At 72.8% G+C, this 22410-nt stretch carries 19 protein-coding genes and 1 riboswitch; of the genes, 13 read left to right on the top strand and 6 right to left on the bottom strand.

Translation table 11 applies throughout. The annotated features are described in order from the left end of the window. The first annotated feature begins 327 nt into the window (after positions 1-327). The 4 genes from AC0B9F_RS10155 to AC0B9F_RS10140 all read left to right on the top strand — a co-directional run bounded on the left by AC0B9F_RS10155 (position 328) and on the right by AC0B9F_RS10140 (position 5179). Positions 328-1722 (top strand): M16 family metallopeptidase, encoded by a 1395-nt coding sequence (locus AC0B9F_RS10155; RefSeq protein WP_472000668.1) that lies wholly within the window; start codon positions 328-330, stop codon positions 1720-1722. After that, complete coding sequence (locus AC0B9F_RS10150) at positions 1719-3107, top strand: M16 family metallopeptidase (protein WP_472000666.1); 1389 nt, start codon at positions 1719-1721, stop codon at positions 3105-3107. Before AC0B9F_RS10155 ends, AC0B9F_RS10150 begins: the two co-directional genes overlap by 4 nt. A gap of 259 nt (positions 3108-3366) precedes the next feature. Continuing rightward, positions 3367-3520, top strand: a riboswitch (cyclic di-AMP (ydaO/yuaA leader). Between the two features lie 12 nt (positions 3521-3532). After that, positions 3533-4276: a M23 family metallopeptidase gene (locus tag AC0B9F_RS10145; protein ID WP_472000662.1), complete on the top strand. Its 744-nt coding sequence runs from the start codon at positions 3533-3535 to the stop codon at positions 4274-4276. Between the two features lie 210 nt (positions 4277-4486). Next, on the top strand, positions 4487-5179 hold the full coding sequence (locus AC0B9F_RS10140; RefSeq protein ID WP_472000660.1) for a GntR family transcriptional regulator: 693 nt from the start codon (positions 4487-4489) through the stop codon (positions 5177-5179). 183 nt (positions 5180-5362) lie between these two features. On the opposite strand, the gene AC0B9F_RS10135 is transcribed toward AC0B9F_RS10140, so the two are convergent. Continuing rightward, positions 5363-5644, bottom strand: coding sequence for an HPr family phosphocarrier protein (locus tag AC0B9F_RS10135; protein WP_472000657.1), 282 nt, complete (start codon positions 5642-5644; stop codon positions 5363-5365). Positions 5645-5824: 180 nt separating this feature from the next. Here AC0B9F_RS10135 and AC0B9F_RS10130 point away from each other — a divergent pair, with 180 nt between their 5' ends. From AC0B9F_RS10130 to AC0B9F_RS10115, 4 genes are all read left to right on the top strand, one after another. After that, complete coding sequence (locus tag AC0B9F_RS10130) at positions 5825-8845, top strand: bifunctional acetate--CoA ligase family protein/GNAT family N-acetyltransferase (RefSeq protein WP_472000655.1); 3021 nt, start codon at positions 5825-5827, stop codon at positions 8843-8845. Between the two features lie 272 nt (positions 8846-9117). Next, entirely contained in the window at positions 9118-9714 is a 597-nt protein-coding gene (locus tag AC0B9F_RS10125) for a DUF5998 family protein (RefSeq protein ID WP_471189911.1), read from the top strand. After that, entirely contained in the window at positions 9714-10904 is a 1191-nt protein-coding gene (locus AC0B9F_RS10120; RefSeq protein ID WP_472000652.1) for an alkaline phosphatase family protein, read from the top strand. Before AC0B9F_RS10125 ends, AC0B9F_RS10120 begins: the two co-directional genes overlap by 1 nt. Positions 10905-10954: 50 nt before the next feature. Next, positions 10955-11605, top strand: coding sequence for a thymidine kinase (locus AC0B9F_RS10115; RefSeq protein ID WP_472000649.1), 651 nt, complete (start codon positions 10955-10957; stop codon positions 11603-11605). Between the two features lie 144 nt (positions 11606-11749). On the opposite strand, the gene AC0B9F_RS10110 is transcribed toward AC0B9F_RS10115, so the two are convergent. Beyond that, positions 11750-12565, bottom strand: coding sequence for a VOC family protein (locus tag AC0B9F_RS10110; protein ID WP_472000647.1), 816 nt, complete (start codon positions 12563-12565; stop codon positions 11750-11752). A 292-nt stretch (positions 12566-12857) separates the two neighbouring features. Between AC0B9F_RS10110 and AC0B9F_RS10105 the strand changes: the two genes are divergently transcribed. Further along, the gene (locus AC0B9F_RS10105; protein WP_472000645.1) at positions 12858-13709 is read left to right on the top strand and encodes a sulfurtransferase; all 852 of its coding nucleotides are present in this window, start codon (positions 12858-12860) and stop codon (positions 13707-13709) included. 384 nt (positions 13710-14093) lie between these two features. Here the strand turns inward: AC0B9F_RS10105 and sepH are convergent, their stop codons facing one another. After that, the gene (sepH, locus tag AC0B9F_RS10100; protein WP_472000643.1) at positions 14094-15134 is read right to left on the bottom strand and encodes a septation protein SepH; all 1041 of its coding nucleotides are present in this window, start codon (positions 15132-15134) and stop codon (positions 14094-14096) included. 470 nt (positions 15135-15604) lie between these two features. Here sepH and AC0B9F_RS10095 point away from each other — a divergent pair, with 470 nt between their 5' ends. Next, positions 15605-16369, top strand: a complete 765-nt coding sequence (locus AC0B9F_RS10095; protein WP_472000641.1) for a hypothetical protein — start codon at positions 15605-15607, stop codon at positions 16367-16369. On the opposite strand, the gene AC0B9F_RS10090 is transcribed toward AC0B9F_RS10095, so the two are convergent. Then, positions 16293-17612, bottom strand: a complete 1320-nt coding sequence (locus AC0B9F_RS10090) for a D-arabinono-1,4-lactone oxidase (RefSeq protein ID WP_472000639.1) — start codon at positions 17610-17612, stop codon at positions 16293-16295. The genes AC0B9F_RS10095 and AC0B9F_RS10090 overlap by 77 nt on opposite strands. Further along, positions 17572-18810 carry an MFS transporter gene (locus AC0B9F_RS10085; protein WP_472000636.1) on the bottom strand — a complete coding sequence of 413 codons (1239 nt, stop codon included), beginning with the start codon at positions 18808-18810 and terminating at the stop codon, positions 17572-17574. The genes AC0B9F_RS10090 and AC0B9F_RS10085 overlap by 41 nt, the downstream gene beginning before the upstream one ends. A gap of 248 nt (positions 18811-19058) precedes the next feature. Between AC0B9F_RS10085 and AC0B9F_RS10080 the strand changes: the two genes are divergently transcribed. Both AC0B9F_RS10080 and AC0B9F_RS10075 read left to right on the top strand, forming a co-directional pair. Continuing rightward, positions 19059-20186: a ferrochelatase gene (locus AC0B9F_RS10080; protein WP_472000633.1), complete on the top strand. Its 1128-nt coding sequence runs from the start codon at positions 19059-19061 to the stop codon at positions 20184-20186. Between the two features lie 8 nt (positions 20187-20194). After that, the gene (locus AC0B9F_RS10075) at positions 20195-21010 is read left to right on the top strand and encodes an inositol monophosphatase family protein (protein ID WP_472000630.1); all 816 of its coding nucleotides are present in this window, start codon (positions 20195-20197) and stop codon (positions 21008-21010) included. 79 nt (positions 21011-21089) lie between these two features. Here AC0B9F_RS10075 and AC0B9F_RS10070 read toward each other — a convergent pair whose 3' ends face one another. Beyond that, positions 21090-21263, bottom strand: a complete 174-nt coding sequence (locus tag AC0B9F_RS10070) for a hypothetical protein (protein ID WP_472000628.1) — start codon at positions 21261-21263, stop codon at positions 21090-21092. 492 nt (positions 21264-21755) lie between these two features. Here AC0B9F_RS10070 and AC0B9F_RS10065 point away from each other — a divergent pair, with 492 nt between their 5' ends. Continuing rightward, the gene (locus AC0B9F_RS10065; protein WP_472000625.1) at positions 21756-22409 is read left to right on the top strand and encodes a response regulator transcription factor; all 654 of its coding nucleotides are present in this window, start codon (positions 21756-21758) and stop codon (positions 22407-22409) included. Position 22410: the final 1 nt, after the last annotated feature.

The following is a 22410-nucleotide window of genomic DNA, read 5'->3' as shown; positions in this document are numbered from 1 at the left end:
ACCATTGTGGACCGTGGGACTGACAAGCCGGGCGCGGACCCGGCCCCGGCGCACCCGGCAGTGCCTGGGCACCCGGCTCCGGCTGCGTGAAACAGTGCCTGAACGCCCGGCTCCCCGGCACCGGCGGCCGTAGGGGAGCGCCCGAGCCGGGGCACCGGGACCCCGGCCTTGCCGATCCGCGCACGACGATCGCCCGAAGGCTACGCGATCTCGCTGTCGGCGTACCTCGTGCGGGAACTTGGCCGCCGGTCCGCACGCTTGCATACAGTGGCAGGACGGCAGGAAACACGCGGTTTCACGACCGCTTCCGCGATCGAAGGGACGTACATGCCCATGGGTCACACGGCCACAGCCGAGGCAGGCTCCGGCGGGCTGACAGCAACCGAGCACCGCCTGGCCAACGGCTTGCGCGTGGTGCTCTCCGAGGACCACCTGACCCCGGTCGCCGCGGTGTGCCTCTGGTACGACGTCGGCTCGCGCCACGAAGTCAACGGGCGTACGGGTCTGGCTCACCTTTTCGAGCACCTGATGTTCCAGGGCTCCGCCCAGGTCAAGGGCAACGGTCACTTCGAGCTGGTGCAGGGCGCCGGCGGGTCGCTGAACGGCACCACCAGCTTCGAGCGCACCAACTACTTCGAGACCATGCCCGCCCACCAGCTGGAGCTCGCCCTCTGGCTGGAGGCCGACCGCATGGGCTCCCTGCTGGCCGCCCTGGACGACGAGTCCATGGAGAACCAGCGCGACGTCGTCAAGAACGAGCGCCGCCAGCGCTACGACAACGTCCCCTACGGCACCGCCTTCGAGCGGCTGACCGCCCTCGCCTACCCCGAGGGCCACCCCTACCACCACACGCCGATCGGCTCCATGGCGGACCTGGACGCGGCCACCCTGGAGGACGCCCGCCAGTTCTTCCGCACCTACTACGCGCCGAACAACGCGGTCCTGTCGGTCGTCGGCGACATCGACCCGGAGCAGACCCTCGCCTGGGTCGAGAAGTACTTCGGCTCCATCGCCTCCCACGACGGCAAGCCCGCGCCCCGTGACGGCGCGCTGCCCGACGTCATCGGCGGCCAGCTGCGCGAGGTCATCCACGAGGAGGTCCCGGCGCGCGCCCTGATGGGCGCCTACCGGCTGCCGCACGACGGCACGCGCGCGTGCGACGCGGCCGACCTCGCGCTGACCATCCTCGGCGGCGGCGAGTCCTCCCGGCTGTACAACCGGCTGGTGCGCCGCGACCGTACGGCCGTCGCGGCCGGCTTCGGTCTGCTGCGGCTGGCCGGGGCACCCTCCCTGGGCTGGCTGGACGTCAAGACGTCCGGGGACGTCGAGGTGCCGGTCATCGAGGCCGCCATCGACGAGGAGCTCGCCCGCTTCGCCGCGGAGGGCCCCACGGCCGAGGAGATGGAACGCGCGCAGGCCCAGCTGGAGCGCGAGTGGCTGGACCGGCTCGGCACCGTGGCCGGCCGCGCCGACGAACTGTGCCGCTACGCCGTCCTGTTCGGCGACCCGCAGCTCGCCCTCACCGCCGTCAAGCGCGTCCTCGAAGTGACGCCCGAGGAGGTGCAGGAGGTCGCCAAGGCCCGCCTGCGTCCCGACAACCGCGCGGTGCTCGTGTACGAGCCGAAGACGCCGGAGGCCGCCCAGGACGCCGACGTGCCGGAGGACCCGGAGCAGGAAGCGACCGTAGAGGCAGGCAACGAGAACGAGGAGACGGCCAAGTGACCGAGCTCGCCACGATGGACTTCCACCCCCGGCCCCAGGCGGGCGAGGCCAAGCCGTGGGCGTTCCCGGCCCCCGAGCGCGGCACGCTCGACAACGGCCTGACCGTGCTGCGCTGCCACCGCCCCGGCCAGCAGGTCGTCGCCGTCGAGGTGCTCCTGGACGCGCCTTTGGACGCCGAGCCGGCCGGTCTGGACGGCGTCGCCACGATCATGGCGCGCGCCTTCTCCGAGGGCACGGACAAGCACTCCGCCGAGGACTTCGCCGCCGAGCTGGAGCGCGCCGGCGCCACCCTCGACGCGCACGCCGACCACCCGGGCGTCCGGCTCAGCCTGGAGGTGCCCGCCTCCCGGCTGGCCAAGGGCCTCGGTCTGATCGCCGACGCCCTCCGAGCGCCCGCGTTCGCCGACAGCGAGATCGAGCGGCTGGTGCGCAACCGCCTCGACGAGATCCCGCACGAGCTGGCCAGCCCCGCCCGCCGCGCCGCCAAGGAGCTGTCCAAGGAACTGTTCCCGGCGACCTCGCGCATGTCGCGTCCGCGTCAGGGCACCGAGGAGACGGTCGCCACCGTCGACGCGGCCGCCGTGCGTGCCTTCTACGAGCGGCACGTGCGCCCCGCCACCGCGACCGCGGTGGTCGTCGGCGACCTGACCGGCCTCGACCTCGACGACCTCCTCGGCGACACCCTGGGCGCCTGGACGGGCTCGCGCACCGAGCCGCGCCCCGTGCCGGCGGTGACCGCCGACGACACCGGCCGCGTCGTCATCGTCGACCGCCCGGGCGCCGTCCAGACGCAGCTGCTCATCGGCCGGATCGGCCCCGACCGGCACGACCGCGTATGGCCCGCGCAGGTGCTCGGCACGTACTGCCTGGGCGGCACCCTCACCTCCCGCCTGGACCGCGTCCTGCGCGAGGAGAAGGGCTACACCTACGGCGTGCGCGCCTTCAGCCAGGTGCTGCGCTCCGCCCCCGACGGCACGGGCGCGGCGATGCTCGCCATCAGCGGCTCCGTGGACACGCCGAACACCGGCCCGGCGCTGGACGACCTCTTCAAGGTGCTGCGCACCCTGGCGGCGGACGGCCTGACCGACGCCGAGCGCGACGTCGCCGTGCAGAACCTCGTCGGGGTGGCCCCGCTGAAGTACGAGACGGCGGCCGCCGTCGCGGGCACGCTCGCCGACCAGGTCGAGCAGCACCTGCCCGACGACTACCAGGCGGCGCTGTACCGGCAGCTCGCCGCGACCGGCACCGTGGAGGCCACGGCGGCGGTCGTCAACGCCTTCCCGGTGGACCGTCTGGTGACCGTGCTCGTCGGTGACGCGGCGCAGATCAAGGAGCCCGTCGAGGCCCTCGGCGTCGGCGCCGTCACCGTGGTGAGCGCGGAGTAGCCGCACACGCGCGTGGGGCCCTGGTTCCTGACGGAGCACCAGGGCCCCTGCCATGTCCACAGGCCATGTCAGGGCCGTATCCACAGGTCTGTTTGTGATCGAAGGCGCGGCATCCCACATATGCCCGAATTGGGACGGAGGTTGCCTGTCTGACCTGTGGGATGCGCTACAAAACCCCTGTTTCGTTTGAGGATTGAAGGTCGATCACCGTACTTTCGTCCGGGCTGTCCGTCAGGCAGTGCGCCGCACCCGCGGCACCGGACAGCCATCGCCGAGTCCCCGTACGGCGCGAGCCAGGGGAGCCGGGGACCCACACGTCCCTGGGGTGAATCGGGCGCCCGCGAGGGAGTCCGTAGGAGACCTTCCTGCTCCGAACCCGTCAGCTAACCCGGTAGGCGAGAGGGAAGGAAAGGACAAGCCACCACATGGCGTTCGTCAGCGCCACCGGGAAGCACCGCCGTCCGAGCCGGATGAAGCGCACCACCACGCAGGCCGCCGGCATCGCCGCGCTCACCACCACCGGCGTCATCGGCGCCCTCGCGGCCCCCGCCCTCGCCGCCGACACCTCCGCCGAGCAGACCGGTCTGCTCCCCGTCATCAGCGTCGACGACACGGTCGCCGCGCAGATCGACGCCCAGGCCGAGGCCCAGAAGCAGGCCGCCGAGCAGACGGCCATCGAGCAGGCCGCCCGCCAGGCCGCCGCCGCGCGGGCCCACGAGGCCAAGGAGCGCGCCGCCCGCGAGGCCGAGCGCAAGCGCCTGAACAGCTTCACGGCCCCGATCGCGCACTCCTACGTCTCCACCGGCTACGAGGCCAGCAGCTCCCTGTGGTCCTCCGGCCACCACACCGGCATCGACTTCCACGCCGCCACCGGCACCACGGTGCACGCGGTGGGCTACGGCACCGTCGTCGACACCGGCTGGGGCGGCGCCTACGGCAACCAGATCGTCATCCGCATGCACGACGGCACGTACAGCCAGTACGGGCACCTGTCGTCGATCGGCGTCGTCGTGGGCCAGCAGGTCGTCACCGGCCAGCAGATCGGCCTGTCCGGCGCGACCGGCAACGTCACCGGCCCGCACCTGCACTTCGAGGCGCGCACCAGCCCCGACTACGGCTCCGACATGGACCCGGTCGCCTATCTGCGCGCGCACGGCGTGAACGTCTGACGCCCGAGAACGGCACCAGCATCGCGAAGCCCCGGCCCACCGTGCCGGGGCTTTCGTCGTTTTCGCCTCCTCTCCCGGAAACCCCGGTGAACTGACCAAAAAATATCCATGGAATCCGCTCTGCCGTCGGAAATTCCGTCCCCTTGGAATAGAGTCACGGAACACGCGTCCATCGTCGGCGTTTCACGGGGATCAAGGCGGAGGTCGGACATGCGTATTCCGGCGCACTCGGTGTGCACGGCGATCCGGGACGACATCGTCGCAGGCGTCCACGAACCCGGCAGCCGGCTCACCGAGGAACTCCTCGCCCGCCGCTACGGCGTCTCCAGGGTGCCCGTGCGAGAGGCGCTGCGCACCCTGGAGGCCGAGGGCTTCGTCGTGACACGGCGGCACGCGGGCGCGTGCGTGGCCGAACCCACCGAGCAGGAGGCGGCCGACCTGCTGGAGATGCGGATGCTGCTGGAGCCGCTCGGCGTGGCGCGGGCCGCCCAGCGGCGCACCGAGGCGCATCTGAAGGTGCTGCGCGGCCTGGTGCGCCTCGGTCAGGACCGGGCCAGGCACGGCACCGGCGACGACCTGCGGTCCCTGGGCGGCTGGTTCCACGAGACGCTCGTCCAGGCGTGCGGGAGCCAGGCGCTGACCGCGACGCTCACCCAGCTGCGCCACAAGCTCGCCTGGATGTACGCGGTGGAGCCGTCGGCCGACCCCGTACGGACCTGGACCGAGCACGGCGCGATCGCGGACGCCGTGGCGCGCGGCGACGGGGAGCGGGCCCGCGCGGTCGCCGCCCTGCACACCGAGCGCTCCACCGCCGCGTACCGGCTGCGCCGCTTCAGTGGCGACGGCCCCGGGCGGGTGAGGAGTTCGCAACATCCCGTAAACACGTCGGGCCTACGGCATTAACACGAGCGCCGTATACAAAGAACGGGATATCTGTGCCCCGCTGAAAGTGCTGCCCTTTTGACGCTTTCTTTCGAGTCGTCGATTCCCTCCTGTGTCACGGAGGGGCGGGAAAAGAAAAGCCGCGCCGGCCTCGAAAGGCCGACGCGGCTTCTTTTATGCGTGACTCAGACGGTCATGCGTGACTCAGACGGTCTCGGGGAGCTCCTCGAGGCCCTCGGAGACCAGCTTCGCCAGACGGTCCAGGGCGGCGTCCGCGCCCTCGGCGTCGGAGGCGAGGACGATCTCCTCGCCGCCCTGGGCGCCCAGGCCGAGGACGGCCAGCATGGAGGCCGCGTTGACGGGGGTGCCGCCGGCCTTGGAGATCGTCACCGGGACGCCTGCGGCCGTGGCGGCTCGGACGAAGATGGAGGCGGGGCGGGCATGGAGGCCCTCGGCCCAGCCGACGTTGACGCGGCGCTCAGCCATGTGTTGCTGCCCTTCAGTTTCTCAGGGTTGTCTAGACCAGTTTCCCATAAGGTGAAGCATGCCCGGAGAGGTCCTGCGACCCCATCCGGACGCGATCACCGGGCCTCGGCCTCGACCCGGCATCCGTCCTCCACAGAGTGCCCCGCGCCGTTGTCGTACGCGAGCCGTACTCTGGGCCCCATGCAGAGCGCGTCGGACAGGCAGGAGTACCCCGCCCACTGGGAGGCCGACGTGGTGCTGCGCGACGGCGGCACCGCGCGGATCCGCCCCATCACCGTCGATGACGCGGACCGCCTGGTCAGCTTCTACGAGCAGGTGTCGGACGAGTCGAAGTACTACCGCTTCTTCGCGCCCTACCCGCGTCTGTCCGCGAAGGACGTCCACCGCTTCACACACCACGACTTTGTGGACAGGGTGGGACTCGCGGCCACGATCGGCGGCGAGTTCATCGCAACCGTACGCTACGACCGGATCGGCGTGAACGGAATGCCCGCGTCCGCCCCCGCCGACGAGGCCGAGGTCGCCTTCCTCGTCCAGGACGCCCATCAGGGCCGCGGTGTCGCCTCCGCCCTGCTCGAACACATCGCCGCCGTCGCCCGCGAGCGCGGCATCCGCCGCTTCGCCGCCGAGGTGCTGCCCGCCAACAACAAGATGATCAAGGTGTTCACGGACGCCGGGTACACCCAGAAGCGCAGCTTCGAGGACGGCGTGGTGCGCCTGGAGTTCGACCTGGAGCCCACCGAGCGCTCCCTCGCCGTGCAGTACGCGCGCGAACAGCGCGCCGAGGGCCGCTCCGTGCAGCGGCTGCTGATGCCCGGCTCGGTCGCCGTGATCGGCACCGGCCGCACCTCGGGCGGCGTCGGCCGCAGCGTTCTCGCCAACCTCCGCGAGGGCGGCTACACTGGCCGGCTGCACGCCGTGAACCGCGCCTTCGGACCCGGCGTCACCGAGCTCGACGGCGTCCCCGCCCACCGCTCGGTGCGGGAGATCGAGGGCCCGGTCGACCTCGCCGTCGTCGCCGTGCCCGCCGACCACGTGCCCCAGGTCGTCACCGAGTGCGGCGAGCACGGCGTGCAGGGGCTCGTGGTCATCTCCGCCGGGTACGCCGAGAGCGGTCCCGAGGGACGCGAGCGACAGCGCGAACTCGTCCGGCAGGCGCGCACGTACGGCATGCGGATCATCGGTCCCAACGCCTTCGGGATCATCAACACCTCGGCGGCCGTCCGGCTGAACGCCTCCCTGGCCCCCGAGATGCCGCGCCCCGGCCGCATCGGCCTGTTCGCCCAGTCCGGCGCCATCGGCATCGCCCTGCTGTCCCGGCTGCACCGGCGCGGCGGTGGCGTCACAGGGGTCACGGGCGTGTCGACGTTCGTCTCCTCCGGCAACCGCGCGGACGTCTCCGGCAACGACGTCCTGCAGTACTGGTACGACGACCCCGACACCGACGTCGCCCTGATGTACCTGGAATCCATCGGCAACCCGCGCAAGTTCACCCGCCTCGCCCGGCGCACCGCGGCCGCCAAGCCGCTGGTCGTCGTCCAGGGCGCCGGATCCGGGCCCCAGGGACACGCCGTACGGGCGACGCGCCTGCCGCACGCCACGGTGTCCGCGGTGCTGCGCCAGGCCGGTGTGATCCGCGTCGACACGATCACCGAGCTGGTCGACGCCGGCCTGCTGCTGGCCCGCCAGCCGCTGCCCGCCGGCCCGCGCGTGGCGATCCTCGGCAACTCGGAGTCCCTCGGGGTCCTGACCTACGACCAGTGCCTGGCCGCCGGACTGCGCCCGCACCGCCCGCTCGACCTCACCACCGCCGCCTCCGCGGAGGATTTCCGCACGGCACTGGCGCGGACACTCGCCGACGACAGCTGCGACGCGGTCGTCGTGACCGCCATCCCGGCGATCGGCGAGGGCTCGCCGGGGGACGCCGAGCTGGCGCAGGCGCTGCGCTCCGCGGCGGCGGCCGTGCCGGGCAAGCCGGTGCTGGTGGTGCACGTCGAGCTGGGCGGCCTCGCGGAGGCCCTGTCGGCCGCGGCGAGCACGGCGCCGCAGACGGACACGCGCGTGCCGCTCACGACGGGCCGGAGCGACACACCGGGCGCGCCGGTCACAGGGGCTGCGCCTGTGGCGGCGGGCCGCCCGGCGGACACGCACGTACCCGCCACCGCCGCGCGGGAGGCTTCCGCCGGCGAACCCTGGGCCTCCGGGGAATCCTCGACCCCCGGCGAATCCTCGACCCCCGGGGAAGCCGCGGCCGGCTCCGGGGGACCGCCGGCCGGTTCCGGGGAACCCCTTGCCGCCCCTGGCGAACCCCCCGCCCCCGGCGACGCCGCCGAAGGCACCCGCCTCATCCCCGCCTACCCCGCCGCCGAGCGGGCCGTGCGGGCCCTCTCCGAGGCCGTCCAGTACGCCCAGTGGCGGCGCGAGGCCGCCGACCCCGGCAAGGTCCCCGAGTACGACGACATCGACGTCAAGGGCGCCGCCCGCCGGATCGACGCCCTGCTCGCCCGCGGACAGGGCCTCACCCTCTCCGCCGAGGACACGTGCGAACTGCTCGGCCGGTACGGCGTCCACGTCCGCCGCGCGCTGCCCGCGCCCACCCCGGACGACGCCGCCGAAGCAGCCCGCACCCTTGGCTACCCGGTCGCCCTCAAGGCCACCGCGCCGCACCTCCGGCACCGCGCCGACCTCGGCGGCGTACGCCTCGACCTGGCCGACGAGGAGCAACTGCGGCGAGCGTACGCGGAATTGACCGACCTGTTCGGCAAGCCGGACGAGCTGCGGCCGGTCGTGCAGGGCATGGCACCGCGCGGCGTCGACACCGTCGTACGGGCCGTCATCGACCCGGCCGCCGGAGCCGTGCTCTCCTTCGGGCTCGCCGGAGCGGCCTCCCAGCTGCTCGGCGACATGGCGCACCGGCTCATACCGGTCACCGACCGGGACGCGACCTCTCTGGTCCGGTCGATCCGCACCGCCCCGCTGCTGTTCGGCTGGCGCGGCTCGACACCGGTGGACACGCCCGCCCTGGAGGAACTGCTGCTGCGGGTCTCCCGGCTGGTCGACGACCACCCCGAGGTCGTCGCGGTCACCCTGGAACCCGTCGTCGTCGCTCCGCAGGGCCTGAGCGTGCTCGGCGCCTCGGTACGCCTGGCGCCGCCCCCCGCCCGCGACGACCTCGGCCCCCGCACGCTCCCGGCGTACTGACGGCACCGGCCCCCGCGCCCCAGGCGTACTGACGGCCCCGGCCCCCGCGCCCCAGGCGTGCTGACGCACCCGGCCGGCGCCCCGGCGTACTGACGAGCCCGGCCCCGCGCGCCCCAGGCGCACTGACGACCCCGGCCGCGAAAGCTCCCCGCCGCACCGGCGCCCCCGGCTGCCGCCCCCCCCGCCCACGGACATCACAGCTCCCGCAGGTCCCCCGCCGGGACCACCGGGACCCCGTGACGGGTCCCTCGCAGTCAGTGGTCCCCCGTAGGATGGGGCGCATGGCCAAGACCAGTACGACGACCCAGGGGCTGCGTGCGGCGATCGAACGCAGCGGCTACTACCCGGCCCTCGTGGCCGAGGCGGTGGAGGCCGCCGTGGGCGGCGAGCCCATCCGGTCGTACCTGGTCCACCAGGAGACCACCTTCGACCAGAACGAGGTGCGGCGGCACGTGACCGTGCTCGTCCTCACCGGCACGCGCTTCCTCGTCAGCCACACCGACGAGCAGAGCGCCGACAGCACGTCCCCGACGCCGTACGCCACGACGTCCACGGAGTCCGTGAAACTCGACCGGATCTCGTCGGTCGTGGTCAGCCGCGTGGTCGCCAACCCGGAGTCCTACACGCCGGGCACGCTGCCCCGCGAGGTCGTGCTGACCATCGGCTGGGGCGCCGTCTCCCGCATCGACCTGGAGCCCGCCGCCTGCGGCGACCCCAACTGCGACGCGGACCACGGCTACACCGGCAACTCCACCGCGGACGATCTGAGCCTGCGCGTCAGCGAGGCGGGCGACGGCCCGGAGACCGTCCGCCAGGCGCTCGCCTTCGCCCAGGCGATCTCCGAGGCCACGGCGGACATCACCCGCTGATGGTCCACACCGCCTGGGAACCGCACCCGGAACCCCTCGCCCTCGCCTCCGCCCCCGTCCCCGAGTACGGCAGCGGTTCCCTGGCCGACCTGCTGCCCACCCTCGCCGCCGGCATGGGCGTACCCGGCATGACCGCGGCCATCCCGGAGCTCGCCCCGGCCGACCGCAACTGCGTCTTCCTCATCGACGGCCTCGGCTGGGAGCAGCTGCGGGCCCACCCGGACGAGGCGCCCTTCCTCACCTCCCTGCTCGCCGCCTCGCGCGGCGGCACCGGCCGCCCCGTCACCGCGGGCTACCCGGCCACCACGGCCGTCTCCCTCGCCTCCGTCGGCACCGGCCTGCCCCCGGGACGGCACGGCCTGCCCGGATACACCGCGCGCAACCCCGACACCGGCGAGCTGATGAACCAGCTGCGCTGGCAGCCCTGGACCCCGCCGCGTCCCTGGCAGCCGTATCCCACGGTCTTCCAGCAGGCCCACGAGGCGGGAGTGCACGCCGCCCAGGTGTCGTCTCCCACCTTCGAGAACACCCCGCTGACGAAGGTCGCGCTCAGCGGCGGAAGGTTCCACGGACGGCTCACCGGCGAGGAGCGCATGGACTTCGCGGCCGAACAACTGGCCGCCGCCGACCGCTCCCTGGTCTACACGTACTACGCCGAGCTGGACGGCTCCGGCCACCGCTACGGCGTCGCCTCCGACACCTGGCGCGGCCAGCTGATGTACGTCGACCGGCTCGCCCAGCGGCTGGCCGAGCAGCTCCCGCCGCGCACCGCGCTGTACATCACGGCCGACCATGGCATGGTCGACATCCCGTTCGACGAGGACCACCGCATCGACTTCGACGAGGACTGGGAGCTGCGCGCCGGGGTCGCCCTGCTCGGCGGCGAGGGCCGCGCCCGGCACGTCTACGCCGTGTCCGGCGCCGAGAACGACGTGCTCACCTGCTGGCGCGAGGTGCTCGGCGACCGGTTCTGGGTGGCCTCCCGGGACGAGGCCATCGAGGCCGGCTGGTTCGGCCCGCACATCGACGACCGGGTGTACGCGCGCATCGGCGACGTCGTCGCGGCCGCGCACGACGACGTACTCCTCATCGCCTCCGAGCGGGAGCCCAACGAGTCGGCGATGGTCGGCAACCACGGCTCGATGACCCCTGCCGAGCAGCTGGTCCCGCTGCTCGAAGTACGCTCCTGACGCGGCCCCTCGCCCGCCTCCCCCTCCTGCCGAAAGGTGCTCATCCCCCCATGTCCGAGCTGGTGTTCTTCTCCGGAACGATGGACTGCGGGAAGTCGACGCTGGCGCTCCAGATCGAACACAACCGTTCCGCCCGCGGCCTGGCCGGCATGATCTTCACCCGCGACGACCGCGCCGGCGAGGGCAAGCTCTCCTCCCGCCTCGGCCTGGTCACCGACGCGGTGGAGGTCGTGGACGGGACGGACCTGTACACCTATGTCGTCGACCACCTCTCGCAGGGCGGCCGAGCGGACTACGTGATCGCTGACGAGGCGCAGTTCCTGGCGCCCGAACAGATCGACCAGCTCGCGCGGGTGGTCGACGACCTGGAGCTCGACGTCTACGCCTTCGGCATCACCACGGACTTCCGCACCAAGCTATTCCCCGGCTCGCAGCGGCTCGTGGAGCTGGCCGACCGGGTGGAGGTGCTCCAGGTGGAGGCCCTGTGCTGGTGCGGCGCCCGCGCCACGCACAACGCGCGCACGGTGGGCGGCGTGATGGTCGTCGAGGGCGCCCAGGTCGTCGTCGGCGACGTCAACCAGTCGGCGGACGAGATCGGCTACGAGGTGCTGTGCCGCCGCCACCACCGCCGCCGTATGACGGCCGCGACGGCCCACGCGGCGGCCCTGTCCCCGGACGTACTGCCGGTCTCACCTGCCTGAAGCCGCCGCTCTCCGCCCGGGCCGCTGTCCCTCTCTCCTGCCCGGGCCGACCGATCTCTGCTGCCAGGGCGCGCCGCCCACCCTGCTGCCAGGGCGCGCCGCCCACCCTGTTGCCCGGGCCCGCCGCTCACCCTCCTGACTGAGCTACGCCGGCTCCGCGTCCGGCGGCTGGAGCAGTGAGAAGCGCGCCCCCTCCGGGTCGGACACCGCCGCCATGCGCCCGAACGGGCTGTCGCGAACGGGGCCGAGGACACGGCCGCCGAGTTCGGCGAGCCGGGTGCGGGCCGCCTCCACGTCGGCCACCTGGAAATACGTCATCCAGTGCGGGCCACGGTCGCGCGGCAGCGCGTGCCCCACCCCGCGGACACCGGCGACCGCACGGCCGCCGACGCGCAGGACCACGCGGTCCTCGTCGGCCGAGGCCCGCGGCTCCTCCTCGAAGCCGAACACCGTCTCGTAGAACTTGGCGACGTTCTCCGTCTCGAAGGTCATCAGCTCGTTCCAGACGGGCGTGCCCGGTACGCCGGTGAGGACGGTGCCGAGATGGGCCGAGGCCTGCCAGATGCCGAACACCGCGCCGGACGGGTCGGAGCCGATCGCCATCCGGCCCGCCTCGGCGGCGTCCAGCGGACCGACGCCGATCGTGCCGCCGCACAACCGGGCCGTCTCGGCGCTGAGGTCCACGTCCTCGGAGGCGAGGTAGGGCGTCCAGGCGACGGGCAGATGGCGGTCCGGCGGAATCTGCCCGATACCGGCCACCTCACGGCCGTCGAGGAGGGCCCGCACGTACGGGCCCAGTTGCTGCGGGCCCGGCTGGAACTCCCAGCCGAACAGCTCCGAGTAGAACTCCTGGGTCGCGGCCACCTCGTGCACCATCAGACTCACCCAGCAGGGTGTTCCCGGTGCGTACCGAGCGTGCGCCGCACCGTTCCGGTCGGCCGACCCGCCTGCCTCGGTCATCGTCACTCTCTTCTCGGCCCCTCGCGGTGGCCGTGTCCAATCCGCTCACCGGACGCGTGCGGGATACGCACACCAGCCGCGGACCGGGCCCGCCACGCGCGGTACGGGGCGGTCGGTACGTCGGGCTGTGCCCGGAGCGCGGTGTCCCGCGCGTCGCGGTGTACCGGCGGCGGGTGTCGATGGATGGTACGGCATGTGCTCGATCCCGTACGCATGGTGACCGAGCCTGTCCGGCCGAGCAGAGTAGCCGGACATGGACAACGCGGCCACCCGGTGCGCAAGGATGGGGGCCATGAACGCCATCATCACCGCATCCGAACTCGCAGGCGAGTCGACCGGCGAGAACCCGCCGGTCCTGCTGGACGTCCGCTGGCAGCTGAGCGTGGCCAAGGCGGCCGGCGAACCGCCCTTCGACGGCCGCGCCGCGTACGAGGACGGGCACATCCCCGGCGCCGTCTTCGTCGACCTGGACCGCGAGTTGGCCGCCGCGCCCGGACCCGCCGGCCGGCACTCGCTGCCCGACCTCGACGTCTTCGGTACGGCGATGCGCCGGGCCGGAGTGTCCGCGCGGCGGCCCGTGGTCGTGTACGACGGCGGGCAGGGCTGGGCGGCGGCACGCGCGTGGTGGCTGCTGCGCTTCACGGGTCACCCGGACGTGAGGGTCCTCGACGGCGGGTTGACGGCGTGGGACGGCGAGTTGGAGACGGCGGTGCCGCAGCCGCCGCAGGGCGACTTCGAGCCGGTTCCCGGAGCCGTGCGGCTGCTGGACGCCGACGAGGCGGCCGCGCTCGCCCGCTCGGGGCTGCTGCTCGACGCCCGGGCGGGGGAGCGGTACCGGGGCGAGGTGGAGCCCATCGACCGGGTCGGCGGCCACATCCCCGGCGCGGTCTCCGCGCCGACGACGGACAACGTCGGCCCCGACGGGCGCTTTTTGCCCGCGGAGGAGCTCAGCGCCCGCTTCAAGGGCCTCGGGGCCGCCGCCGACACGGAGGTCGGGGTCTACTGCGGCTCGGGCGTCTCCGCGGCGCACGAGGTGCTGGCGCTGGCCGTGGCGGGCATTCCGGCGGCCCTGTACGTCGGTTCGTGGTCGGAGTGGTCCTCGGACCCGGACCGGCCGGTGGCGGTCGGACCCGACCCGCAGTAGTCGGGACGCGCCCGGGCCGGTGCCTCCGCCCCGGTTCGTCAGGCGGTGCGGCGTCCACGCGCGCGTGGAGCGATGGGGGCTGTGGCGCGGTGGCGGGGAGTGCGTGGTGGAGGGTGCGACTCCGGCGCGCGGGAGTGCGTGGTGGAGGGTGCGACTCCGGCGCGGGTGCGTCACCAGTGGCGCGGAGTGCGGGCGTTGCCCAGCCGGGCGCGCCACGCGCGCGTCGAACCGCGGGCTCCTCGACGCGCGGGTGACGCGCCGAACGAGGGCAGGCCACGGGCGCTGAGGCGAGCGCTTCAGGCCGCGGGCGCCCATACGACCGGCGAGGCGGCGGCCACGTAGCCCAAGGGGCCGCCGCCCCGTTCCCGCGTCCTGCTCCTTCGGTTACTCCTGCTTCTTCCGGCGCGTGCCGAAGACGATCTCGTCCCAGCTCGGAACCGCCGCGCGGCGGCCGGGGCGTACTCCGTCGGCCTCCGCCTGGCGGTCGGTCGCGCCGATCAGACGGTCCCGGTGGCTGCCGACCGATCGCGGCATGAGCACGTCCGCGTAGGCGGAACCGGCCGAGGCGGCGGGCGCCGGCGGCTCCTCCGCCGCGGGCTCCGCGTCCGGCTCGTCGTCGTCCGGCTCGGAGGACGAGGGCCGCTCCGGCACCACCAGATCGCCCCGGAAGCTCGGTACCGCCTCCAGCAGGCTGGTCAGCGAGTCGCGCTCGCCGGTGCTCTCCTCGGCCGGCTCCGACGCCTGCGCGGGCAGGCTCGGCCGCTCCCGGTCGTACGAGCGGTCCAGCGGACGGTCGCGCGGCAGACGGGCGATGCGGGGCACGAAGGGGAAGCTCGGCTCGGGCGGCGCGAGGTCGTCGGACTCGCCGATGAGCGAACGCGCCTCGTCGTCGACGGCCTGCACGAGCCGCCGAGGCGCGTCGTACGTCCAGCTCGCCGAGTGCGGTTCGCCGGCCACCAGGTAGACGAGCAGCACCTCCCAGGTGCCGTCGTCGCGGCGCCAGGAGTCCCACTGCACGGTGTCCTTCTCGGCGCCACGCAGCAGCAGCCGCTCCTGCACGGCCTCGCCGAGCAGCGGCCCGGCGTTCTCGCCGGGACGGCGGACGGGGGTCTTGCGTGCCCGCTCGGCCATGAAGGCGCGCTCGGCGAGGACGGGGCCCTCGAACCGGCGTACGCGGTCGACGGGGATGCCGGCCATCTGCGCGACCTCTTCCGCGGTCGCGCCGGCGCGTATACGCGCCTGGATGTCGCGGGGGCGGAGATGGCTCTCCACCTCGATCTCGATCTGGCCGAGGCGGGGACGGTCGCCGCGCACGGCGGCGCGGAGCCGTTCGTCGATCGGAAGCGTGTACTCCGTGCTGTCCGCAGCCTTCAGCACCAGCCGTGTGCCGTCATTGGAGACGGCCACGACACGCAGTTCGGGCATGGGGACCTCCCGGGTGGTGCCTGCCGACGTCACGTGCGTCGCTGCTTCCGCTAGTCGAGTGTGGCCTGCCCGGGTGCAGCCTGCCACAACCTTGCCGAGTTGCCCGGCGTGTCGGGCACGGGCCCTGGATCGCCGTTATGGCACGGTTACCTGTTCACCACGCTAAGTGACCGAGTCTGTCACCCTGTGCAACAAGCCCCCCTCCCGGCGGTCCAGCAAGGGCCCCGGACATCCTGGCGGGAGACCGGACCCAGGGCTCGCAACAGTACTCCATTCGGACCATGCGCGTGGATCGGCGCGCCGCTCAACTTCTGGCAAGGGCTGGGACTTGGCCGCCCCTTGCCGCTTTCCGCGATCTTGAACGTGGCGTACTTCACGTAATCAGCAGAAACGGAACTATTGGTTTCGTCTGTACGTCCCTTTCTCGTGCAGTGGGTTGATCAAGTAGGAAAAGTCGATCACGTACGGGAATGAGGAGGAACGGACAGTTGACGCAGGGGCAGGACAAGAAGCGCATCGACCTGAGCCTTCCTCAGGTGGCGGGCAGTGCGGCGGCCGCGGTGGTGGCCGCCAAGCTCGCCTCCTCCTTCGGCGTCTACGGCACGATCCTCGGCGCCGGGGTGGTCAGCGCCATCGCCACCTGCGGCGGCACGGTCTTCCAGCACTTCTTCAAGCAGACCGGCGCGCAGTTGCGCACGGTCGCGGTGCCGGGCCGCACGAGGGTGCGGCCCTCGCCGCCCGCGCCCGGCGAATACACCGGCGGAACGGTCTACCGGGCCCGGGTCAAGAGCTGGCGACGGCCACTCGTCGCGGCCGCGCTGGTCTTCGGCGTCACCATGGCCGGCGTCACCGCCTTCGAACTCGTCTCCGGCAGCAGCTTCAGCGGCGGCAAGGGCACGACGGTCAGCCACGCGTTCACCGGCCGCGAGGCCTCGTCGCCCGCCCCGCGGTCCCCGTCGCCCGACCCGGGGGACGGCGGCGCGGGCTCGCCCTCGGGGGCGCCGTCGGCGGACGGGGGCAGCGCGCCGAGCGAGACGCCCTCCGGCTCCGGCGGCACGACCCCGGGCGCGACCCCCAGTGCGACGCCGACGCCCAGCGCCGGCGCCACGGAGGACGGCTCGACCGACGGCAGCGGCACGCCCGGCGCGTCCGCGACCGCTACGCCCCCAGCACCCGGCGCAAGTAGTCGTTCTGGAAGCGGCGCTCCGGATCCAGCCGGTCCCGCAGCGCCGTGAACTCGCCGAAGCGCGGGTAGACCTCGGAGAAGTACGCGGCGTCCCGGGTGTGCACCTTGCCCCAGTGCGGCCGGCCCTCGTGCGCGGTGAGGATGCGCTCGGCCTCCGTGAAGTACCGCTGGTAGGGCGTGCCCCGGAACATGTGCACGGCGATGTAGGCGCTGTCGCGACCGGAGGCGGTGGAGAGGGTGATGTCGTCGGCCGGGGCGGTGCGCACCTCGACGGGGAAGCTGACGCGCAGGCCCGATCGGTCCACCATGGCCTTCAGTTCGCGCAGCGTCCCGGTCAGGGCCGCTCGCGGAACGGCGTACTCCATCTCCACGAACCGCACCCGGCGCGGCGAGGTGAAGACCTTATAGGGGATGTCGGTGTAGGTCCGCGCGGACAAGGCCTTGCTGGAGATCCGCGCGATGGACGGGATCGCTGCGGGCGCCGCCCGCCCGACCCAGTTGGCCACCTGGAAGACGCCGTTGGAGAGGAACTCGTCCTCGATCCAGCCCTTGACCGGGCTCACCGGCCGGGCCGGCCCCGCGCTGCGGTTGTTGCGCTTGGTGTTGGTGCTGCCGGTGTGCGGGAACCAGTAGAACTCGAAGTGCTCGTTCTCGGCCCACAGTTCGTCGAAGTCGGCGAGCACCCGCTCCAGCGGCATGGGCTCCTCGCGCGCGGTGAGCAGGAAGACCGGCTCGACCGCGAAGGTGATCGCGGTGACGATGCCGAGGGCGCCGAGGCCGATCCGGGCGGCCGCGAAGACCTCCGGGTTCTCCTTCTCGGAACAGGTGAGCACCGAGCCGTCGGCCGTCACCAGCTCCAGGCCCTTGATCTGCGCGGCGATCGAGGCGGAGTCACGACCGGTGCCGTGCGTGCCGGTGCTGGTGGCGCCGGAGACGGTCTGCTCCATGATGTCGCCCATGTTGGTGAGCGACAGTCCCTCGCGCGCCAGAGCCATGTTGAGTCTCTTGAGCGGGGTGCCGGCCTCCACCGTGACGGTCCCCGCCTCACGGTCAATGGTGCGTATTCCGGTCAACAGTTGAGGGCGTATCAAGACGCCGTCGGTCGCCGCGATGGACGTGAAGGAGTGCCCCGTACCGACGGCCTTCACCGTCAGTCCGTCCTCGCCGGCCCGCCGTACCGCGGCGGCCAGCTCGTCGACGGAGGCGGGCGTGACCTCCCGCGCGGGGCGGGCCGAGACGTTGCCGCCCCAGTTACGCCACGTGCCGTTCTTCCCGCTCGCTGTGCTGCTCAACGGTGCCTCCCCGACGCGGAACCGGCCTGCTGAGCCGGCGGTACCCGAGGAAACCGACCGCCACCGCGACCGCTCCGGACACCGCCGGAACCGCGTACCCGGCACGCGCGCCGGCCGAGTCGATCACCCAGCCGGCCGCCGAGGAGCCGAGCGCGACCCCGACCGCGAGCCCGGTGCTCACCCAGGTCATGCCCTCGGTCAGGTGCGCGCGTGGTACGTGCTCCTCGATGAGGGCCATCGTCGTGATCATCGTGGGTGCGATGGACAGACCCGCAAGGAAGAGCGCCGCGGCCAGAAACGGCAGGTTTCCGACCAGTAGGAGGGGGATCATACTCACGCCCATGGCGCACACGCCCAGCAGCCAGCGGCGGGCGGGCGCCCCCGTGAAGCGCAGCAGACCGAACACGATCCCGGCGACGCACGAGCCGCCCGCGTACAGCGCGAGCACGACGCTCGCCGCGGCCTTGTGGCCCTGCTCGTCGGCGAAGGCCACCGTGACGACGTCGACCGAGCCGAAGATCGTTCCGGTGGCCACGAAGGTCGCCACCAGCACCTGCAGCCCCTTCGCGCGCAGGGCCGAGCCGCCGCCGTGCTCCTCACGCGGGTGCGGCGCGGGCTCGGTCGCCCGCTGCGCGGTCAGCCAGAAGACGCCGACGGCGAGGAAGCATGCGGCGAGCAGCGGACCCGCCTCCGGGAACCAGGCCGTGGACAGACCGATGGACACGATCGGCCCGAAGATGAAGCACACCTCGTCCACCACGGACTCGAAGGAGTACGCGGTGTGCAGCCGCTCGGTGCCCCGGTACAGCTCGGCCCAGCGGGCCCGGATCATCGCGCCGAGGCTCGGCACCGAGCCGATGCCCGCCGCGCACACGAACAGCAGCCAGTCCGGCCGGCCGAAGTGGGCGCTCAGCAGCAGCCCGGTAGCCGAGACGAACGCGACCAGCGTCGCCGGGCGCAGCACCCTGCGCTGCCCGTGCCGGTCCACCAGCCGTGAGATCTGCGGCCCCAGCGCCGCGGCGGCCAGCGCGATCGTCGCCGACAGCCCGCCCGCGAGGCCGTAGCGCCCGGTGAGCTGCGAGATCATCGTGACGATGCCGATGCCCATCATCGACAACGGCATCCGGCCGAGGAAGCCGGCGGCGGAGAAACCCTTGGAGCCGGGGGCGGCGAACAGGGCGCGGTAGGGGCTGGGCACGTGGTCTCCGGTGGTCCGGGTACGGCCAGGGACGGGGCCGTGCGAGTGGGTGGTGCCTGCGTAAGGCGCGAGGGCAGCCGATACAGCTTACGAGTCAAGCGCCCCGACGCACACGAGTAACCAGGCCATCGGGGCGGACGTGGACCAGCGGGTCCCGAAAAGCCGGGAGGAGGAAACCGGGGCGGCCGCCCGACGCACGGGTGACCTGTCGTTTCCCGGCTGTCAGTGACGGGTGGCAGGATCGACCCATGCCAGACGTGCTCGATGCCAGCCCCTACGACGCCCTGCTCCTGCTCTCGTTCGGCGGCCCGGAAGGCCCGGACGACGTGGTTCCGTTCCTGGAGAACGTGACGCGCGGCCGCGGTATCCCCACCGAACGCCTCAAGGAGGTCGGGCAGCACTACTTCCTGTTCGGCGGGGTCAGCCCGATCAACGACCAGAACCGCGCCCTGCTCCAGGCCCTGCGCAAGGACTTCGCGGAGCACGGCCTGGACCTGCCGGTCTACTGGGGCAACCGCAACTGGGCGCCGTACCTCGCGGACACCCTGCGCGAGATGGTGCGCGACGGCCACCGCCGCATCCTCGTCCTGGCCACCAGCGCCTACGCCTCCTACTCGGGCTGCCGGCAGTACCGCGAGAACCTCGCCGACGCCCTGGCGACCCTCGAAGCCGAGGGCCTCGAACTGCCGAAGATCGACAAGCTGCGGCACTACTTCAACCACCCCGGCTTCGTCGAGCCCATGGTCGACGGCGTCCTGGAGTCCCTCGCCGACCTCCCCGAGGACGTCCGCGCGGGCGCCCACCTCGCCTTCACCACCCACTCCATCCCGACCGCGGCCGCCGACACCTCCGGACCGGTCGAGGACCACGGCGACGGCGGCGCCTACATCAAGCAGCACCTGGACGTGGCGCATCTGATCGCCGACGCCGTCCGCGAGCGCACCGGCCTGGACCTCCCCTGGCAGCTCGTCTACCAGTCCCGCTCCGGCGCCCCGCACATCCCGTGGCTGGAACCCGACATCTGCGACCACCTCGAGGAGCGCAACGCCGCCGGGGTCCCCGCCGTCGTCATGGCCCCCATCGGGTTCGTCTCCGACCACATGGAGGTCCTGTACGACCTCGACACCGAGGCCAAGGCCAAGGCGGAGGAGCTGGGCCTGCCGGTGCGCCGCTCGGCCACCGTGGGCGCCGACCCGCGGTTCGCCGCAGCGGTGCGCGACCTCGTCCTGGAGCGCGCCGCTCTCGAGCGCGGCCAGGAGGTCTCGCCCTGCGCGCTGGGCGCCCTCGGCCCGAGCCACCAGCTGTGCCCGGTGGGCTGCTGCCCGTCCCGCGCACCGCGCCCCGCCGCCGCGGGCGCCGACAGCCCCTACGCGTGAGGAGCGCCGTGACCGAGCCCCTGCACACGGAGCTGCTCAGACTCGCCCGGGAGGCCGCCCACCGGGCCGGAACGCTGCTGCGCGACGGACGGCCCGCCGACCTCTCGGTCGCCGCGACCAAGTCCAGCGACGTCGACGTCGTCACCGAGATGGACATCGCCGCGGAGAAGCTGATCACCGGGCTGATCGCCGAGCGCCGCCCCGAGGACGGCTTCCTCGGCGAGGAGGGCGGCACCACCGAGGGCACCACCGGCATCCGCTGGGTGATCGACCCGCTCGACGGCACGGTGAACTACCTCTACGGCCTGCCGACCTGGGCGGTGTCCATCGCGGCGGAGCAGGACGGCGAGACGGTCGTCGGTGTCGTCGCCGCCCCGATGCGCGGGGAGACGTACCACGCGGTGCGCGGCGGCGGGGCGTGGGCGACCGGCTCCTGGGACGGCGAGCGACGGCTGACCTGCCGTGCGGCGGCGCCCTTGGGCCAGGCGCTGGTCTCCACGGGCTTCAACTACGTGGCCGACGTGCGGGACCACCAGGCCGAGGTCGCCCGGCGGCTGATCCCGCTCGTGCGGGACATCCGCCGCGGCGGCTCCGCCGCCATCGACCTGTGCGACGTCGCCGCGGGCCGCCTCGACGGCTACTACGAGCGCGGGCTGCACCCGTGGGACTACGGCGCCGGCGACCTGATCGCCCGGGAGGCGGGCGCGGTGACCGGTGGACGGCCCTCGGAGCCCCTCTCGGGGGATCTGACGATCGCCGCCACCCCGGCCGTCTTCCAGCCCCTCCAGCGGCTGCTGGAGGACTTCGGCGCCTGGCACGACTGACCCAGGCAGGGATACGGCACGCACAGCGGGGCCCCGGCGCTGGATTCGCCGGGGCCCCGCTGGGGTGCGTACGTGCTGATCAGACGCCGGACAGGCCGACTTCCACGCCATGCTCGGCGGCCAGGCGGCGCAGGTCGTCGAGCTCGCCCTGCTCCACGTCGACGAGGAATTCGTCGCCCTCGTCACGAGCCCGCGTCAGGTCGGACTCGGTCGCCCTTATGCGCTGCAGAAGTCCTGCGGTGAAAGCGTCCATGCTGCGCCCCCTCGTCCAGGGTCGTGGGTCGATGGCACGGGGGTGTGCCGGTTGGGAAGGGGCGATCACGTTGCCGTAGGTGCCCAGCGCTGCCCTGCTGGGCGGCGACGGTGCCGGACACCCACGCCCGCTCTGCGGAAGCGGCCTGTCATGCCGCATGGTGCTGCGGCACAAGCAGAGCGTGATCGCGGGGTGTAAAGCCGTCCTCCCCCCGCGGACATCCGGGGAAACCTCGCCCACCCGATAAATCTTCCCGCGGCCGCATCGTGCCGAATATGCCTCCGGCGGTGGCCGGAACCTGACGGCAGGCGGCGAGGGGGACTTGTGGGCGCGCGGCGCGGTGCTGCCGGGGCGCCTCCAGCGGGGGCCGACGGCCGCCTTACAACCGGTTTATGGGCGAACGCGGCAGGATGGAGGCGTAGACCCCGGTACGGATTCCGCCCGTGTGCGCCGATGCGGCGTGCCCGGCGGCTTTGAGGAAGGACAAGCGACGTGCGCGTACTCGTCGTCGAGGACGAGCAGCTGCTCGCCGATGCGGTGGCCACCGGACTGCGCCGGGAGGCCATGGCGGTCGACGTCGTGTACGACGGTGCGGCCGCTCTGGAACGCATCGGCGTCAACGACTACGACGTGGTCGTCCTCGACCGCGACCTCCCGCTGGTGCACGGCGACGACGTCTGCCGCAAGATCGTCGAGCTGGGCATGGCCACGCGCGTGCTGATGCTCACCGCCTCCGGCGATGTCAGCGATCGCGTGGAGGGGCTGGAGATCGGCGCCGACGACTACCTGCCCAAGCCGTTCGCGTTCAGCGAGCTGATCGCACGCGTGCGTGCCCTCGGCCGGCGCACCAGCGCGCCGCTGCCGCCCGTACTGGAGCGGGCCGGCATCAAGCTCGACCCCAACCGCCGCGAGGTCTTCCGGGACGGCCGTGAGGTGCAGCTCGCGCCCAAGGAGTTCGCCGTCCTGGAGGTGCTGATGCGCAGCGAGGGCGCCGTGGTCTCCGCCGAGCAGCTGCTGGAGAAGGCCTGGGACGAGAACACCGACCCGTTCACCAACGTCGTGCGGGTGACGGTGATGACGCTGCGCCGCAAGCTGGGCGAGCCGCCGGTGATCGTCACGGTGCCCGGTTCGGGTTACCGGATCTGAT

The sequence above is a fragment of the Streptomyces sp. NPDC097129 genome (assembly GCF_055668065.1).
The sequence above is the reverse complement of the archived record's forward strand: the minus strand, read 5'-3'. Positions and strand labels throughout refer to the sequence as shown.